Source organism: Marinobacterium marisflavi (assembly GCF_982447095.1).
Window position 1 is genome coordinate 3,018,914 of sequence record NZ_OZ457898.1, and the last position, 16,906, is coordinate 3,035,819.

Here is a 16,906-nt window from a genome sequence, read left to right on the forward strand (position 1 = left end):
CCCTCCCAACCCCTCCAACTCTCATCCTTGAGGTCCGCAAAGAGATTCGTTCCGGCCCAAGGCTATGTCATACTTACACCGTTAATTCTGAACGGGAAAATCATGCGGATTCCTCGCGCTTACATTGATGCTGAACTTGCGGTCGGAGCTGAGCTTGCGCTGTCTGACGAGGTGCATAACCACCTGGTTAAGGTACTGCGCATGCGGGTTGAACAGCAGTTAGTGCTGTTCAATGGCGATGGCAGCGACTACCTGGCGAAGCTGACTGAGGTAGAGAAGCGTCGTTCGTCAGTGGTAATCGAATCTGCTGAGACGCGCACGAACGAGTCACCTCTGCGTATTCACATCGGACAGGGGCTGTCACGTGGGGAGCGGATGGATTTTGCTATTCAGAAGGCGACCGAACTGGGTGTGTGTGAGATCACACCGCTCTTTACAGAGCGCTCTGAGGTTCGTTTGAATGCAGAACGTCAAGCTAAGCGCACAAAGCATTGGCAGCAGGTTGCGATCAGTGCCTGTGAGCAGAGTTATCGCGCAGTGCTACCCAATATTACTGAACCTGAGTCGCTGAATGACTGGCTGCAGCGGTGTGAAGCCGAGCTGAAACTGGTTCTTAGTCCCCACACCGAACCGCTTGTATTGGGTGAGTTGGACCGGCCGAGCTCAGTTGCGCTGCTGATCGGTCCTGAGGGTGGTCTAGAGGATAGTGAGGTGGAGCACGCAATTGCAGCAGGCTTTCACCCTTGGCTACTCGGTCCGCGTGTGCTGCGCACAGAAACAGCACCGGTAGCCGCTGCAGCGGTATTACATTATCTTTGGGGTGACTTCAGTTAGTCGCCCTCACTACAAGGATCTGAAATGAGCATCAAACTCGGCATATTGATGGACCCAATCGACACCATCAACTTCAAAAAAGATAGCTCGCTTGCGATGCTTTGGGCTGCTCAGCGCAAAGGTTGGGAGCTGTTCTATTTTGAGCAGAGCGATCTCTACAGCCGTGATGGTGTTGTCTCGGCACGTATGGCTCCAATCACAGTGGCGATGGATCCACAACGCTGGTTCGAGCGCGGGGACTACTCTGACAGGCCACTGACCGATCTTGATGTGGTTCTAATGCGCAAGGATCCGCCGTTTGATAACGAGTTCCTGTATACAACACAGCTCCTCGCCATTGCTGAAGCAGCAGGCACGCTGATCGTTAACCGAACTCAGGGACTGCGTGACTACAACGAAAAGCTCTTCGCGACCCACTACCCCCAGTGCTGCCCTCCCGTGCTGGTCAGCCGTTCAATGGAGCGCCTTCGTGCGTTCCACGCCGAACACAAAGATGTGATCTTCAAACCGCTCGATGGCATGGGTGGTAGTTCTATCTACCGTGTCGATCAAGCAGGCTTGAACCTGGGCGTTATCTTGGAAACGCTGACGCGGTTCGGGCAGCAGACCATTATGGCGCAGCGTTACATCCCCGAAATTGTTGACGGTGACAAGCGAATCCTAATGATTGACGGCGAGCCTGTACCTTACGCTTTGGCCCGCATCCCAAGCCAGGGCGAGACCCGCGGAAACCTCGCGGCCGGTGGCCGAGGTGAGGGACGTCCGTTGACCGAGCGTGATCGTTGGATAGCAGCGCAGGTTGGCCCTAAACTGAAAGAGCAGGGACTACTGTTTGTTGGGTTGGATGTGATCGGTGACTACCTTACCGAGATTAATGTAACTAGCCCAACCTGTATCCGCGAACTCGATAACCAGTTCGGGCTGGATATCAGCATGCAATTGATGGATGTAATTGAGGCGAAACTTACGGCGTGATTGCTCAGGCAGAGACAGAATTCAACCAGACTTGGTATCTGGAGAGCAGCGAGCGTTTCAGATTTATGCTGATCCTCGCACTGGTTCTGCACGCTCTGCTGATTCTTGCCCTCAATTTCGGTCTGCCCGACCCCACTAAGCCCGCTCAAACTCTTGAAGTTACCCTCGCGCGCTTTGATGACAAAAACGCGCCTGAGAATGCCGACTACCTAGCGCAAACGAATCAGCAAGGCTCAGGGGAGTCGGTGGAGAAGCATCAGCCCTCCACCCAAGAACGCGCGATTTTTGACAGCGAACAGGCTCAACTCCAATCCGCAATGGCGGCCCAAGTGATTAGTACACCTGCGGAGTTTCAACCGATTGAGAGCAATAGCCAACAACTGGCAGAGGATGTACTGAACGAAACCGACCAGCCACTCGGCTTGCGTGATCTACTGACCACTCTTAATGATTCGAGACGCAAAGCGACCTCCGAAGAGCTGCGCGAGGCGAAAAGCGCTCCCCCGCCATTGGCCGGCACCTCAACCTCTGTAATTGCGCGCAGTATGGAGATTGCTAACCTGCAGGCAAAACTGATGCTAGAGCAGGAGAAGATGGCGAAGCGGCCTAAAGTCACTCGCGTTACCTCCGCTTCAACCTTAGCGCATGAAGATGCCGACTATCTTGATACCTGGCGCCAACGTATCGAGACGCTGGGCAACCTCAACTACCCTGAAGAGGCGCGCGCAAACTCAATTCATGGTAGCCTACGGATGCTCGTTAGCATTCGCCCTGACGGCAGCGTGCAGGAGGTCGATATTCTGAAAAACTCCGGCCACCCAACACTCGACGATGCCGCCATTCGAATCGTGCAGCTAGCGGCCCCGTTTCAGCCCTTCCCGTTAGAGATGCGCGAGCGGATGGACCTACTCGAGATCATCCGAACCTGGAAGTTCGAGAAGGGAACCCATGTCTACTGATCTGAGCAGCCAACTGAAGCACCAGTTCATCTTTTCAATGCCACAACTGGATAGCGACTTTTTCAGCAGCAGCCTGATCTACCTCTGCGAGCACTCAGACGCAGGCGCGATGGGCTTGGTGATTAACAAGCCCTCCGAGATGGATCTAGCTGAAGTCTTTGATCAACTCGAATTAAGCACCCGGCCTGAACTTGAAGAGATACCCGTTTATACCGGTGGTCCGGTCAGCGGCGATCGTGGTTTTTTGCTGCACAGTAAAAGCCAACACCGCTGGAAATCGATGCTGGATCTGAGCGAAGGCCTGCAGCTAACAACCTCTCTGGATGTGCTTGAAGCTATCGCCAATGGCGGTGGTCCAACGGACTACTTGATGGTTCTAGGTTACGCAGGATGGGACGCAGGCCAGCTTGAGGATGAGTTCAGTCGCAACCTTTGGTTAAGCTGTCCGTCAAATTTCGATATACTCTTTCGAACAGCCCCCGAGGGGCGGCTCACTGCAGCCGCTGCCCAACTAGGGATCGATATCAACCTCCTGTCCGACCAAGCCGGACACGCATAGACAAGGCGATCGATGTCAGAGCAATTTGCTAGCGCACTGGGATTCGATTTTGGCTTGCGCCGCATCGGCCTAGCCTATGGCCAAACTGTTACTGCAACCGCCCAACCACTGCAACCTATTGCAGCCCGAGATGGGGTGCCGGACTGGTCACTTATCGATAAAACACTGGCCGAGTGGCAGCCTCAAGCGATCGTCGTCGGCCTGCCGCTGAATATGGATGGCACTGTCAGTGAGATGGCCCGTCGCGCGCGTAAATTCGCCAACCGAATCCACGAGCGCGCTAAGATTCCATGTTTTCTCTACGATGAGCGACTCACCTCATTCGAAGCTAAAGAGATACACGTCGCACGTGGTGGCGGCCGCGATTTTGGGGCAGAGTCTGTCGATGGGCTAGCTGCACAATTAATGCTTGAGGCCTGGTTCGCCCAGGACAACCTAATTCCAAGTCACACCCGACTCGAGGATATCTATGACTAACGGGACGCAGAATACCGAACTCAGCGCCGAACTTAATGCAGAGAGGCTACTAGAAAAACTCTGTCGCGATACACAGGCCCTGATCAGCGAGCGTAAGATTGAGGCGCCCTACCTAATCGGTATTCGCTCCGGTGGAGTCTGGCTGGCCGAGCGCCTGGCTAAATTCCTCGGCTCGAACGAGCCGGTTGGTGTATTGGATATCTCCTTTTACCGCGATGACTTTACCCGATTGGGCCTCAACCCGAAGGTCGGTGCGTCTATGCTGCCCCAGCCCACGGAAGATCGAGACATTCTGCTCGTGGACGATGTCCTGATGACGGGCCGCACCATTCGAGCAGCCATGAACGAGCTGTTCGATTTTGGACGCCCCAACTCGGTCAGCCTGATCACACTGCTAGACGTGAATGGCCGGGAGTTACCGATCCAAGCAGACGTAACCGGCGGTGAACTTAACTTAGCCCCGGGCGAACAGGTAAAACTGAACGGCCCAGAACCCCTAAGCCTGACTCTCGGTCAGCGCGGATAATTGTTGAGGCTTAACGATGTTCGAGACTAAACACCCCTACCGAGTACAGCTCACCGAGTCTGGGCAGCTAAAACACTTTATTACGACTGAGGGCCTGCCTCGGGAGCTGTTGACCGAGATTCTCGATACGGCTGACTCATTCGTCGACATGGGCGCGCAACAGGTCAAAAAGGTGCCGCTACTACGCGGACGTACCGTTGCCAACCTCTTCTTCGAGAACAGCACACGTACCCTGTCAACTTTCGAACTGGCTGCCAAGCGCCTCTCTGCCGACGTGCTCAATCTGAACATCGCCACCTCATCAACGAAAAAGGGTGAGACCCTCAAAGATACCTTGATGACACTCGCGGCGATGCAGTCCGATATGTTTGTTGTGCGCCACTCCGATAGTGGTGCGGCGCACTTCATTGCCAGCGAAGTAACGCCAGGAGTTGCAATTATCAACGCCGGTGATGGACGCCATGCGCACCCGACCCAGGCGATGCTAGATATGCTGACAATTCGTCGTCACAAAGGCGACTTCACTCAACTGCGAATTGCGGTGGTTGGTGATGTGCTGCACTCGCGTGTCGCCCGCTCACAACTGCATGCGCTGCGCACCCTGGGAGTTGCTGAGGTGCGTGTGATAGCACCACGCACTCTCCTGCCGAGAGATGTCGAAAACTTCGGTGTAAAGGTCTATCAGGATCTGACCGAGGGGCTGCGCGACGTCGACGTGGTGATGACGCTTCGCCTACAACGCGAGCGCATGACCTCAGCGCTACTACCGAGCGAGTCTGAGTACTTCAAACTCTATGGCATTACCGATGATCGCCTCGCTTATGCACACCCCGAAGCGATTGTGATGCACCCGGGTCCGATCAACCGCGGTGTCGAGATCTCATCCGCCGTTGCCGATGGTAAACGCTCGGTGATTCTTGATCAGGTGACCAACGGAATCGCAGTGCGTATGGCGGTGATGTCGATGGCGATGAGCGGACAACAGGCCGAGCGTCAGGCACGCGCAGACGCCGAAGCAGCAGCCGCAGCAGAACAAGGAGCAGAACAAGGAGCAGCAAATGAAGCTTAAGATTGCGGGCGGGCGTGTAATCGATCCGGCACAGAATCTGGATCAGGTTACTGATATCTATATCGATGCTGGCGCTATCCTTGCTCTTGGAGACGAGCCCGAGGGCTTCGTTGCAGAGGAGGTTATCGATGCCAGTGGGCAGATTGTTGCGCCCGGTTTTATTGATCTCTGTGCACAACTCGGTGAACCTGGACAGACTCAGCGCGGTACTATCGCTAGTGAGACGGCCGCTGCAGCAGCCGGGGGTATAACAACACTCGTTACGCCACCTACGACCATTCCGGTGGTCGATACCACAGCAGTCGCAGAGCTGATACAGGACCGCGCTCAGGATTCAGGCTTTGCTCGCGTACTGCCGCTCGGTGCGCTAACAAAAGGCCTTGAGGGTCAACAACTAGCACCTATGCACGCGCTGGCTACCTCAGGCTGTATAGGATTTAGTAACGCGCGCCAGCCCATTACGAGCTCTATGGTGCTGATGCGCGCGTTAGAGTACGCCGCTACTCACGATCTGCTGGTGGTTTTCCAGGCCGAAGATCGATCGCTGGTCGGAAGCGGCTGTATGCACGACGGTTCAACCGCGACTCGACTCGGCTTAATTGGTATCCCAGCGGCTGCCGAAACGATTGAAGTTTCACGCTGTCTGCTATTGGTCGAAGAGACCGGTGTAAGGGCTCACTTCGGTCAGCTATCTTGTGCTGGCTCAGTTAAACTAATTGAAGAGGCACGCCTCCAAGGCCTGCCAGTCACAGCCGATGTGTCGGCACATCAGCTTCTACTGACCGACGAGCAGGTCGACGGTTTCGACTCGATGTTCCACGTTAATCCACCATTCCGCTCGGTTGCCGATCGCGATGCCCTGCGTAATGGACTAGTTACCGGCACTATCACAGCGATCTGCTCTGACCACCAGCCGCAGGATGAGATCGCCAAAGAGGCACCTTTCGCTGCAACGGAGATCGGCATCTCAAGCCTCGAGACGCTTCTACCCCTATCTCTGCTAATGGTGGAAGAGGGTTGGCTGGAGCTCCCTCAACTGATTGAAAGGCTCTCCAAGAATCCAGCACAGATCCTCGGTATCGAGGCGGGCACCCTCGAAGTTGGAAGCGCTGCGGATATCGCAATTTTTGACCCTGAACTTCGCTGGTCGCCAACTGCTGATCAGCTTCGCTCCAAGGGCAAGAACACGCCATTCAAAGCGCTTGAACTGAAAGGGCGGGTTACGCTGACACTTCTGGGCGGCACGCCAGTTTTCCGTCTCTAGTCTACGAACAAAGAGCCCGGCTCGAGAGCCGGGCTACTCGAGGACCTCGGGTAGGTAGGCTCTAAAGCCGACGCCCAGGATACTGAGGACTACATCCCCTTAACGTCGATATTTCCCTTCATATTCATGTTGTCATCCTCCTCTTGAAGCGTAAAGGATGGAACATCATCAGAATCAAGCTGCTCGTTGGTATCGGCATTGAGCTTGATCATCAGACGCAGGTCGTTGGCCGAGTCGGCATGCGCTAGTGCGCTCTCGTAGGTGATGATGCCATCGCGGTACAGCGTAAATAGCGCTTGGTCGAAGGTCTGCATACCCAGGTTGGTCGACTTCTTAATGATGTCCTTGATTTCGTGCACCGCACCTTTGCGAATCAGATCCTGGATCAATGGGGTATTAATCAGAACTTCAATTGCCGCCCTACGTCCTTTGCCATCAACTGTCGGCAGCAACTGCTGCGCGATGATCGCTTTAAGGTTGAGTGACAGATCCATCCAAACCTGATCATGGTTCTCCGCAGGGAAGAAGGAGATGATGCGATCTAGGGCCTGGTTAGCGTTGTTAGCGTGCAGGGTTGCCAAACAAAGGTGACCGGTCTCAGCAAATGCTAGGCCATATTTCATCGTCTCAGCAGAGCGAATCTCGCCCATCAGAATAACGTCTGGTGCCTGACGCAGTGTGTTCTTCAGTGCAACGTCAAAGGACTCCGTATCCAAGCCCACCTCACGTTGCATGATGATGCTCTTCTTGTGATCGTGGATATATTCAATCGGATCCTCAATCGTAATGATATGACCAGCATGGTTCTCGTTGCGGTAGTCGATCATCGACGCGAGTGAGGTCGACTTACCGGTTGATGTACCACCAACAAATAGAATCAGACCGCGTTTGGTCATGGAGAGATCACGCAAGACGGGCGGCAGTTTTAGCTCATCCATGGATGGGATATGGCTGGCGATCGAACGCAGTACCATACCTGGCGAGTTACGCTGCACAAAGGCGCTGACACGGAAACGACCAATGCCCGGTGCGCTCAGCGCAAAGTTACACTCGTTGGTGCCCTCGAACTCCGCCAACTGCTTATCGTTCATCGTGCTATAAACCAGCGCTCGGGTTTGTGCCGGATTAAGCTTCTCACGCGTCAGCGGCTTTATCGTACCGTCTACTTTAATTGATGGCGCGGCACCGGCGGTAACAAACAGATCCGAACCGCCACGCTCGGACATCACTTTTAACAGTTGCGTAAAATCCATGCTGGATCTCCCTGCTTAGAAAATTGAAGGGTCTTTTGCGATAACACGAGCGGTGTCACGCGAAATGTTGCCCTTCTTCACTAGATCCAGCAGTGACTGATCTAGTGTTTTCATGCCGTAAGAGGCACCCGTTTGAATTGCGGAGTACATCTGCGCCACCTTATCTTCACGGATAAGGTTTCGGATCGCCGGTGTACCAATCATAATCTCATGCGCCGCAACACGACCACCGGACGACTTCTTCAGCAGCGTCTGCGAGATAACTCCCTGTAGCGATTCTGAAAGCATCGAGCGCACCATCCCTTTCTCTGCAGCAGGGAAGACGTCGATGATACGGTCGATCGTCTTAGCCGCAGAAGTGGTGTGCAGTGTACCGAACACCAAGTGGCCCGTTTCTGCTGCCGTCAAAGCGAGACGAATGGTCTCGAGATCTCGCATCTCACCCACGAGGATGACATCCGGGTCTTCACGCAGCGCCGAGCGCAATGCTGCAGCAAAACTGTGTGTGTCACGATGCACTTCACGCTGGTTGATCAGACACTTCTTACTCTCGTGAACAAACTCGATCGGGTCTTCAATCGTCAGAATATGGTCGGACTTAAGATCGTTGATGTAATCAATCATTGCGGCCAGAGTGGTCGACTTACCGGAACCTGTTGGCCCAGTTACCAAGACCAGACCACGAGGCTGCTCAGAGAGATCGCGAAACACCTGCCCCATCCCGAGGTCATCAAGCGTCAAAACTTTACTCGGTACGGTACGGAAAACAGCACCGGCACCGCGGTGCTGGTTAAAGGCGTTGACACGGAAACGCGAGAGCTTGGGTACCTCGAAAGAGAAGTCGACTTCTAGATTCTCCTCGTACTCTTTACGCTGCTTGTCGTTCATGATGTCGTACACCAGCGTGTGAACCTGTTTGTGATCCATCGCGGGGAGTTTGATACGGCGAACATCACCGTCGACTCGAATCAAAGCGGGCATGCCGGCAGTAAGATGCAGGTCCGATGCGCCCTGCTGTACAGCGAAGGACAAAAGTTCTGTAATATCCATTTAGCTACTACCCGTGAATAGTTGTGACGCGCCAGACACCATCCGTCGACGCGTAACATAGATAAGGTTTCCAAATACTCAATGAAAAGCTTAGCAGAGAGTTTTGAAATTGTTCGACAACAGATTGCAGATGATTGCGCCAAGGCCGGACGTACTACCGAATCAGTCGAGCTTTTAGCCGTCAGCAAGACGCGCAGCGCAGATGAAGTAAGGGCTGCAGCGGCAACGGGCCAAAGAGCATTTGGGGAAAACTATCTCCAAGAGGCGGTGGAAAAAATAGAGGCGCTGAGCGAATTAGATCTGGAATGGCACTTTATCGGGCCTATACAGTCCAACAAAACCCGTCCGATTGCGGAAAATTTTGCCTGGGTTCACAGTGTCGATCGCCTAAAAATCGCCCAACGTCTCTCTTCACAGCGACCCCACTACGCAAAAGATCTGAATATCTGTTTGCAGGTCAATATTAGTGCGGAGGAGCAGAAAGCAGGATGTAGCGTAGCTGAGCTACCACAGCTTGCACGTGCGGTCGCAGCCCTGCCAAAAATTTGCCTGCGCGGACTGATGGTCATCCCAGAAGCAACGGATGATATTCAACTGCTGCGCACCCGCTTCCGCGAGACTGCTGAGCTACTTGCAGAGCTTAAACCAGAGATACCAACCCTCGACACGCTCTCAATGGGAATGTCTGGCGACTTAGATGCAGCTATCGCTGAAGGTGCCACCATTGTACGCGTAGGCACTGCGCTATTCGGCCCCCGTAACTATCCTAATTCGCATAGCTCCTCTAATTCACTCTAAGGTAACCAATTGTGACGAAACCAACGATCGCTTTTATCGGCACGGGTAACATGGCTCGTGCCATCCTTGAAGGTCTTCTCAGTGATGGTTACCCCGCAGGTTCTATCTGGGCAACGCGTCGCCAGGCTAATCTGCTGGCTGATTTAGCGGACCAAGGGGTAAACACAACCTCGGACAATGCCGCGGCAGTCGCGGCAGCAGATATTGTAATGATCTCCGTAAAACCACAGATGATGCGCGAAACCCTCGAAGCACTCGCGCCAGCCATTCAAGCGCGCAAGCCTCTGCTCGTCTCAGTGGCTGCCGGCATCGATGCGGATGCACTCGAGCGCTGGGCCGGAGGAGATCTGGCGGTCATCCGCTCAATGCCAAATACTCCATCACTACTGAAGCGTGGAGCCTGCGGTCTCTTTGCCAACGCCCGTGTTTCGGCCGAGCAACGACAAAGCGCCAATACCATTATGGGTGCCGTTGGTATCACTATCTGGTGTGATAGCGAGGCCGGTATCGATCAGATCATTGCAGTTTCTGGCTCCGGCCCTGCCTATTTCTTCCTCATGATGGAGAAGATGATTGAAGCGGGTATCTCTCTTGGAATGGATGCAGATGCTGCTCGTGAACTTACGCTGCAAACCGCACTCGGTGCTGCAGAAATGGCCAAGCAGACTGGCGTTGAGCCTGCTGAACTACGTCGCCGAGTTACCTCTCCTGGGGGCACCACCGAACAGGCAATTTTAAGTTTCGAGCGCGATAATCTCGGTGAGACGGTAGAGAGAGCAATGACCGCGTGTCGCGATCGCGCCGTTGAGATGACTGATATGCTCTGTAAAGAGCAGTAGATGCCTTCGGATCTAGCAAGCTAAGCGGGTTTCGGACCGCGCCGAACTTACTTTATACTGACGTAAATTTTTGATTTATAGGACCGAACATGACCGGCGATCCGATTAGTTTGATCATTCGAACCCTAGGTGAAGTATTTGCCTTTATATTTATCCTGCGCTTTATTTTGCAGGCCTCGGGCGCGGACTACTACAACCCGATTTCGCAGGCGATCGTGCGCTTCACCTCGGTGCCACTCGCGCCACTGAAGAAGCTTATCCCCAGCTACAAACGCTTCGACGCCGGCCCATTGGTTCTTGCTCTACTGATAAAATTAGCGACCGTAATCCTTCTTGTGCTTATTACTCAGGGTGGCTTGCCAAGTATCACTGCGGCACTACTGTTCTCAGTGTTTAGCCTGCTCGATAGCATCCTGACCATCTACTTCTGGGCGGTTATCGGCGCGGTAATTCTCTCATGGGTTGCACCCAACTCCTACCACCCGGGTCCACAGCTAATTCTGCAGATCACGGAGCCACTATTCGCAACGGCCCGTCGAGTGATTCCGCCGCTGGGTGGATTGGATCTGTCGCCAATTCTGATCTTTATCGTGATTCAGATTCTCCAGTCGCAAATAGCTAGGCTTGTTATGTAAAGAGCGTTCTAACCGCTCTGTACCTACCCCACTAGCCTGTTAGAATGGCAGGCAAATGGGGCAAATAGTCCCACATCAGTTTTTGGAGAACTTGGCATATGCCCGAGAGCCTGCCAGCCAATTCCGTTGGCATTGTAGCGCCCCAGTCGATCGCCTTTGAGCAGCCTCTAGAGCTCTGCTCGGGTCGCACACTGCCGCGCTATGACCTAACCATCGAAACCTATGGCGAACTGAACAGTACCAAGAGTAACGCTGTATTGATCTGCCACGCGCTGTCTGGCCACCATCATGCTGCGGGTTATCACTCAATGGATGAGAAGAAGCCTGGCTGGTGGGATGTGCATATCGGACCGGGCAAACCGATCGATACCAACAAGTTCTTTGTGATCTGTCTGAACAACCTGGGCGGGTGCCACGGGTCTACCGGACCAACAAGCACCAATCCTGAAACGGGTGAACTCTACGGCCCGGACTTCCCCATCGTCACTGTGCGTGACTGGGTGAACTCGCAGGCACGCCTCGCCGACCACTTCGGCATTGAGTGCTGGGCAGCCGTAGTCGGTGGTTCGCTGGGCGGCATGCAGGCGATGCAGTGGGCGATCGACTATCCCGATCGATTGAAACATGCGCTGGTTATCGCCTCCAGTCCACGCTTAACGGCTCAGAATATCGCGTTCAATGAAGTTGCACGTCAGGCGATCAGTAAAGACCCTGAGTTCAATAACGGACGATACTTCGACAACGATGCTATTCCGAAAACCGGATTATCGCTGGCCCGCATGATTGGTCATATAACCTATCTCTCTGATGACGGTATGGGTAGCAAGTTCGGGCGTGAAATGCGTCAGGAGAAGCTCAGCTTCGACTATGACACTCAGTTCGAAGTAGAGAGCTACCTACGCTACCAAGGCGAGCGTTTCTCAACCGCGTTCGACGCCAACACTTACCTTTTGATGACCAAGGCACTCGACTACTTTGATCCCGCATCAGAGTATGAGGATGATTTGGCAAAAGCGCTTGGACAAGCGAAGTGTGGGTTCCTTGTTGCGTCGTTCACCACCGACTGGCGCTTCTCTCCGGAGCGCTCTCGTGATATTACCGATGCACTGGTCGAGGCCGGCAAAGACGTCTGTTACGCCGAGATCGAATCGAACTACGGTCATGACGCCTTCCTAATCTCAAGCCCACGCTACGACGCTGTTTTTGCCGCTTACATGCAGAGGGTTGAGCGTGATATGGAGGTGTCTCATGCGAGCTGATCTCGAGATTATCAAGCCCTGGTTTACACCCGGCTCACGTGTCCTCGATCTGGGCTGCGGTGATGGCGAGTTGTTGCATGATCTGCAACAAAGCTTGGGCATTAATGGACTCGGATTGGAGATCGACCCCGACAATATCACCGCCTGTATCGCGCGCGGCGTCAACGTAATCGAAAAGAACATTGACGAGGGGCTGGCCTCAATCAAAGACAACACGTTCGACACCGTTGTTATGACGCAAGCCTTGCAGGTGATGCACCGCCCGGATAAGACAGTCGAAGAGATGTTGCGTATCGGCAAAGAGGGGATCGTCACCTTCCCTAACTTTGCCCACTGGCGTGCCCGTTTTTATCTCGCGCTGCGCGGGAAGATGCCGGTGTCGAAATTCCTCTCTTATGAGTGGTACGACACGCCCAATATTCACTTCTTCACCTTCAAGGACTTTGAGCGCCTCTGCATCGATCGCAACATCCGAATCATCGAGCGAACCGTAGTGGATCATGCGCACCGTGAACGCTGGAGCAACACACTCTGGCCGAACATGCTCGGTGAAATCGCGATCTACCGCATCACTCGTTAAGTTATCTGGAGGCTGATATGCAGAAATTTTTTACCGCACTGCTCTTCTCTTTTACCCTTGTAAACAGTGTACAGGCAGAGCAGAGCCTGACGCAGAACGGTTACGAAGTTCACTACAACGCCTTTAACTCGGGTTTTCTGACACCCGAAGTGGCTCAGGCCAACGGGCTGACTCGCTCCAAGGTGATGGCGTTGCTTAACGTCTCGGTTCTAAAGATTGCGGACGACGGCACTAAACGTCCAGTCAACGCGCTAGTCTCAGGCGAAGCAAAGAATCTGATCGGCCAGATAAAAACGATTAGCTTCAAAAAAATTGATGAGGGTGATGCGATCTACTACCTCGGTAGCTTCAGATTTAGCGACGAAGAGATGCTGAACTTTGACCTGGACGTACAACCCGACCCTAATCAGAGTCCCATTAGTGTGCGTTTCAGCCAGACCTTTTACGAGGATCGATAAGCATGACCCGCAAAGTGGTGCTCGCATCGGGTAACAAAGGCAAGCTCAAAGAGTTCGGCGAGATCCTCCAGCCTATGGGTATGGAAATTGTTGCTCAGGGAACCCTTGGAGTGACAGACGCTGATGAGACCGGACTCACGTTTGTTGAGAACGCGATCCTAAAAGCGCGTAACGCCTGCGAACATACGGGTTTTGCTGCTATCTCTGATGATTCAGGCCTCGAAGTGGACTACTTGCAGGGCGCGCCTGGCATCTTCTCTTCACGCTATGCAGGCGCAGGAGCTACCGACGCGACTAACATTGAGAAACTTTTGCAGGCGCTCAAAGGCGTGCCGGCCCAGCAGCGTACAGCTCGTTTTCGCTGCGTACTAGTCTGCATGCGTCACCAACTCGATCCTACGCCCCTCATCTGCATGGGTAGCTGGGAGGGCTTAATTCTGGATGCACCACGCGGAGAACACGGCTTCGGCTATGACCCGATATTCTGGAGCCCCGAGTTTGAGAAGGCCTCTGCAGAGCTGACTCCGACAGAGAAGAAATCTGTGAGCCATCGAGGGAAGGCCGTTGCGATTCTCACTGAGCAGATCGCTGAGTTCCTGAAGTAGCGATCGATCCGGTGTCCAAATCTAGCATTCCACTCTCTCTCTACGTGCATGTGCCTTGGTGCGTGCGCAAATGCCCCTACTGCGATTTCAATTCGCACCAGGTGCGCAACGAGATTCCACAGCAGCGCTACGTTGATACGCTTATTGAAGACTTAAGATCTGAAGCCATGCTGGCAGACGATCGGCCCATTCACTCGATATTTATTGGGGGCGGCACCCCGAGTCTATTTACGCCAGAAGCCTATCAACAAATCCTGGGGGCCGTACGAGATCAGTTTGAGCTCGCTCCGAGCGCTGAGGTTACCCTTGAAGCCAATCCCGGAACTTTCGAGCGTGAGCGCTTCCAAGGGTACCGAGAAGCCGGTATTAATCGTGTTTCTATCGGTGTACAGAGTTTCAACAACGACAGTCTAGACGCTCTTGGACGCATCCATAATGGTGATGAAGCGATCGCAGCGGCTGAGGCGGCTAGTACAATCTTCGATCGATTTAATCTCGATCTGATGCATGGTTTACCGCAGCAGACACCTGAATTAGCACTGGCAGACCTGCGCCAAGCACTGGCACTTAACCCCAATCAGATCTCTTGGTACCAGCTCACACTAGAGCCCAATACCGAATTCGCTGCTCGTCCGCCGCGCCTACCCGTGGAAGAGGAGCTTTGGCAGATTCAAGAGGCTGGGCAGAGCCTGCTTGAGAGTTCTGGATATCGCCAGTATGAGATCTCAGCCTTTGCGCGATCAGGGGGCGAGAGCGCCCACAATATTAACTACTGGCGCTTTGGCGATTACATTGGCATCGGTGCAGGGGCGCATGGCAAGTTCTCTAACTGGAACGGCGAATCAATCGAGATTCGGCGCCGCCACAAACAGCGTCAGCCCAAGGGCTACATGAACCCTGAAAGCCGTATTGCCGGGGATGAATTGATCGCTGCAGATGATCGCGCCTTTGAATTTATGCTTAACGCACTGCGCCTCACCGACGGCTTTGAACTCAAACTATTTGCCGAGCGAACTGGGCTAGCCGTGACGCTAATCGAAGCCAAGCTTGATGTCGCCCAGCGTAAGGGCCTGCTTAAGATCGAGAAAGGATTTGCTAAGCCGACAAATGAGGGCAGGCTGTTTCTAAATGATCTACTCGAGCTATTCTTAGACTGACGCGAGCCCAGCAATAGCAGCAGGAAGGTCAGCCAGCTCTTCCACAATCAGGTCAGCCTCAATCTCATGTGGATAATCGAGATTCTCGGGGTTCACCCAGATCGTTTTGAACCCCATCTCTTTAGCCGCTTTTACATCATTGATCGGATGATCGCCGATATGTACGGCTTCAGCCGGAGTTACACCCGCATGCTCGAGTGCCTTCTCAAACATCAGTGGGTGAGGTTTAGCGGTGCCAACATTATCAGCGTTGTACTGAAAATCGAACCACTCTGCCAAAGGCGTACGACCGATCTCCGCGTTGCCATTACTCAAGGCACCAACCATGTAGCCCGCATTTTTGAGGGCCGCCAGCATATCTCGAACCGCTTCATAAGGTTGAACATCGTGGCGGTGTTGATGGAAAAATTCGAATGCCCGATTCGCCCAGTGCTGCGACTCCTCAACTGAGTAGCCGACCTGTTGGTAGCCGTACTCCAACGTGCGCACGCGAATAAGTGTCATGGAGTGGTTGATCTCGGGATAACGTTCGAGCATCTGACGGCGCAGCTCTGAGCCCTCAAACAGATCCTCCATCGAGTAGCGCTCAGTAAACGCCGGCGTATGCTCTTGCATCCACTGCCAAGAGAGCTGATTTGCCCGAATAACCACCGGACTCACTGCCCAGAGGGTATCGTCCAGGTCGAAGGTTACCAGTTTAATCATTATCGCCCTCTTTAGATCGCGCTCGTGGGTGTGCTGAACGGTAGATCTGTTGTAGTTGATTAAAATCTAAATGAGTATAGATCTGAGTGGTGCTAATGTCGGCATGCCCCAGAAGTTCTTGGACTGCCCGTAGGTCACCGGAGTGGGCCAGCATCTCGGTCGCAAAAGAGTGCCGCAGTTTATGGGGGTGCAGACTCCCACTGACTCCTGCTAATTCGCCCCAACGTTTCATCCGTTGTTCGACAGTACGGGCGCTCAGTCGCTTACCTAGCTTACCGACAAAAAGGCCCATCTCTAAGGGAGATGCCAGAGTGGCACGAACTCCAAGCCAACGTTGCAACGCTTCTCTCGCCTTCTGACCGATCGGTACTTGCCGCTCTTTGCGGCCTTTACCCAGCACGCGGATCTGCGCATCCCGCAAATCCAGATCTGGCAGATCTATACCAACCAACTCCGATACGCGCAGACCGCTGGAGTAGAGCAGCTCCATCATCGCCAGATCACGAATTTCAAGCGGTTCATCGGTCTGTATATCCAGCAGGTCATCAAGCGAGTCAGCACTGAGCGTTTTAGGTAGGCGGCGAGGGACTTTAGGCGCTGTGATATCGAGTGCAGGGTTGGCAGACGCCAGTCCTTCTCGGTTTAGATATTTGTAAAAGCTGCGCAGGGCCGACAGCATGCGCTGCAGGCTTCGTCCCGAAAGGCCGTCAGCGTGCAGTTCAGCGATTGCGCGCCGCAGGGGTTTGTCGCTGAGATTGAGCCAGCTTTGGCTCTCAAGCCGATTAAGCTCTTTGCGAACGGTGCTAAGGTCACGGCCATAGTTTTTCAGTGTTTCAGCAGAGAGCTGACGCTCGACTCGCAGATGCTCGAGAAAGCGTTGTTCGAGCTCGGCGTCAGTCATCAC

At 53.8% G+C, this 16,906-nt stretch carries 20 protein-coding genes; 16 read left to right on the forward strand and 4 right to left on the reverse strand.

All coding sequences use genetic code 11. The features are described from left to right. Positions 1 to 102: 102 nt before the first annotated feature. From AC1WNR_RS14845 to AC1WNR_RS14880, 8 genes are read left to right on the forward strand one after another with little or no spacing between them, the layout of a single operon-like run. Positions 103 to 834, forward strand: a complete 732-nt coding sequence (locus AC1WNR_RS14845; protein WP_481645270.1) for a 16S rRNA (uracil(1498)-N(3))-methyltransferase — start codon at positions 103 to 105, stop codon at positions 832 to 834. Between the two features lie 24 nt (positions 835 to 858). Then, positions 859 to 1,809 (forward strand): glutathione synthase, encoded by a 951-nt coding sequence (gshB, locus tag AC1WNR_RS14850; protein WP_481645271.1) that lies wholly within the window; start codon positions 859 to 861, stop codon positions 1,807 to 1,809. Continuing rightward, positions 1,806 to 2,768: an energy transducer TonB gene (locus AC1WNR_RS14855; protein ID WP_481645272.1), complete on the forward strand. Its 963-nt coding sequence runs from the start codon at positions 1,806 to 1,808 to the stop codon at positions 2,766 to 2,768. The genes gshB and AC1WNR_RS14855 overlap by 4 nt, the downstream gene beginning before the upstream one ends. Next, positions 2,758 to 3,327, forward strand: a complete 570-nt coding sequence (locus AC1WNR_RS14860) for a YqgE/AlgH family protein (protein ID WP_481645273.1) — start codon at positions 2,758 to 2,760, stop codon at positions 3,325 to 3,327. The genes AC1WNR_RS14855 and AC1WNR_RS14860 overlap by 11 nt, the downstream gene beginning before the upstream one ends. Positions 3,328 to 3,339: 12 nt before the next feature. Beyond that, complete coding sequence (ruvX, locus tag AC1WNR_RS14865; protein WP_481645274.1) at positions 3,340 to 3,804, forward strand: Holliday junction resolvase RuvX; 465 nt, start codon at positions 3,340 to 3,342, stop codon at positions 3,802 to 3,804. Continuing rightward, positions 3,797 to 4,330, forward strand: coding sequence for a bifunctional pyr operon transcriptional regulator/uracil phosphoribosyltransferase PyrR (pyrR, locus tag AC1WNR_RS14870; protein WP_481645275.1), 534 nt, complete (start codon positions 3,797 to 3,799; stop codon positions 4,328 to 4,330). The genes ruvX and pyrR overlap by 8 nt, the downstream gene beginning before the upstream one ends. Positions 4,331 to 4,346: 16 nt before the next feature. Further along, entirely contained in the window at positions 4,347 to 5,399 is a 1,053-nt protein-coding gene (locus tag AC1WNR_RS14875; protein ID WP_481645276.1) for an aspartate carbamoyltransferase catalytic subunit, read from the forward strand. Continuing rightward, positions 5,389 to 6,663: a dihydroorotase gene (locus AC1WNR_RS14880; protein ID WP_481645277.1), complete on the forward strand. Its 1,275-nt coding sequence runs from the start codon at positions 5,389 to 5,391 to the stop codon at positions 6,661 to 6,663. The genes AC1WNR_RS14875 and AC1WNR_RS14880 overlap by 11 nt, the downstream gene beginning before the upstream one ends. A gap of 89 nt (positions 6,664 to 6,752) precedes the next feature. Here AC1WNR_RS14880 and AC1WNR_RS14885 read toward each other — a convergent pair whose 3' ends face one another. Further along, entirely contained in the window at positions 6,753 to 7,916 is a 1,164-nt protein-coding gene (locus AC1WNR_RS14885; protein WP_481645278.1) for a PilT/PilU family type 4a pilus ATPase, read from the reverse strand. A 15-nt stretch (positions 7,917 to 7,931) separates the two neighbouring features. After that, positions 7,932 to 8,966 (reverse strand): type IV pilus twitching motility protein PilT, encoded by a 1,035-nt coding sequence (locus tag AC1WNR_RS14890; protein ID WP_481645279.1) that lies wholly within the window; start codon positions 8,964 to 8,966, stop codon positions 7,932 to 7,934. Between the two features lie 81 nt (positions 8,967 to 9,047). Here AC1WNR_RS14890 and AC1WNR_RS14895 point away from each other — a divergent pair, with 81 nt between their 5' ends. The 8 genes from AC1WNR_RS14895 (at position 9,048) to hemW (ending at position 15,297) form a co-directional block, all read left to right on the forward strand. Beyond that, positions 9,048 to 9,764, forward strand: coding sequence for a YggS family pyridoxal phosphate-dependent enzyme (locus AC1WNR_RS14895; RefSeq protein WP_481645280.1), 717 nt, complete (start codon positions 9,048 to 9,050; stop codon positions 9,762 to 9,764). Positions 9,765 to 9,775: 11 nt separating this feature from the next. Next, on the forward strand, positions 9,776 to 10,603 hold the full coding sequence (gene proC, locus AC1WNR_RS14900) for a pyrroline-5-carboxylate reductase (protein WP_481645281.1): 828 nt from the start codon (positions 9,776 to 9,778) through the stop codon (positions 10,601 to 10,603). Between the two features lie 89 nt (positions 10,604 to 10,692). After that, complete coding sequence (locus tag AC1WNR_RS14905; RefSeq protein ID WP_481645282.1) at positions 10,693 to 11,238, forward strand: YggT family protein; 546 nt, start codon at positions 10,693 to 10,695, stop codon at positions 11,236 to 11,238. 98 nt (positions 11,239 to 11,336) lie between these two features. Further along, positions 11,337 to 12,497, forward strand: coding sequence for a homoserine O-succinyltransferase MetX (gene metX, locus AC1WNR_RS14910; RefSeq protein WP_481645283.1), 1,161 nt, complete (start codon positions 11,337 to 11,339; stop codon positions 12,495 to 12,497). Further along, positions 12,487 to 13,077 carry a methionine biosynthesis protein MetW gene (gene metW, locus AC1WNR_RS14915; RefSeq protein ID WP_481645284.1) on the forward strand — a complete coding sequence of 197 codons (591 nt, stop codon included), beginning with the start codon at positions 12,487 to 12,489 and terminating at the stop codon, positions 13,075 to 13,077. The genes metX and metW overlap by 11 nt, the downstream gene beginning before the upstream one ends. A 17-nt stretch (positions 13,078 to 13,094) precedes the next feature. Beyond that, positions 13,095 to 13,535 (forward strand): DUF4426 domain-containing protein, encoded by a 441-nt coding sequence (locus tag AC1WNR_RS14920; protein ID WP_481645285.1) that lies wholly within the window; start codon positions 13,095 to 13,097, stop codon positions 13,533 to 13,535. A gap of 2 nt (positions 13,536 to 13,537) precedes the next feature. Continuing rightward, entirely contained in the window at positions 13,538 to 14,140 is a 603-nt protein-coding gene (gene rdgB / locus AC1WNR_RS14925; protein ID WP_481645286.1) for an RdgB/HAM1 family non-canonical purine NTP pyrophosphatase, read from the forward strand. Positions 14,141 to 14,151: 11 nt separating this feature from the next. Continuing rightward, the gene (gene hemW / locus AC1WNR_RS14930; protein WP_481645287.1) at positions 14,152 to 15,297 is read left to right on the forward strand and encodes a radical SAM family heme chaperone HemW; all 1,146 of its coding nucleotides are present in this window, start codon (positions 14,152 to 14,154) and stop codon (positions 15,295 to 15,297) included. On the opposite strand, the gene AC1WNR_RS14935 is transcribed toward hemW, so the two are convergent. Further along, entirely contained in the window at positions 15,289 to 16,002 is a 714-nt protein-coding gene (locus AC1WNR_RS14935; RefSeq protein ID WP_481645288.1) for an HAD family hydrolase, read from the reverse strand. The two genes, hemW and AC1WNR_RS14935, sit on opposite strands and share 9 nt — an antisense overlap. Then, positions 15,995 to 16,903: a tyrosine recombinase XerC gene (gene xerC / locus AC1WNR_RS14940; RefSeq protein ID WP_481645289.1), complete on the reverse strand. Its 909-nt coding sequence runs from the start codon at positions 16,901 to 16,903 to the stop codon at positions 15,995 to 15,997. Before xerC ends, AC1WNR_RS14935 begins: the two co-directional genes overlap by 8 nt. Positions 16,904 to 16,906 lie beyond the last annotated feature (3 nt).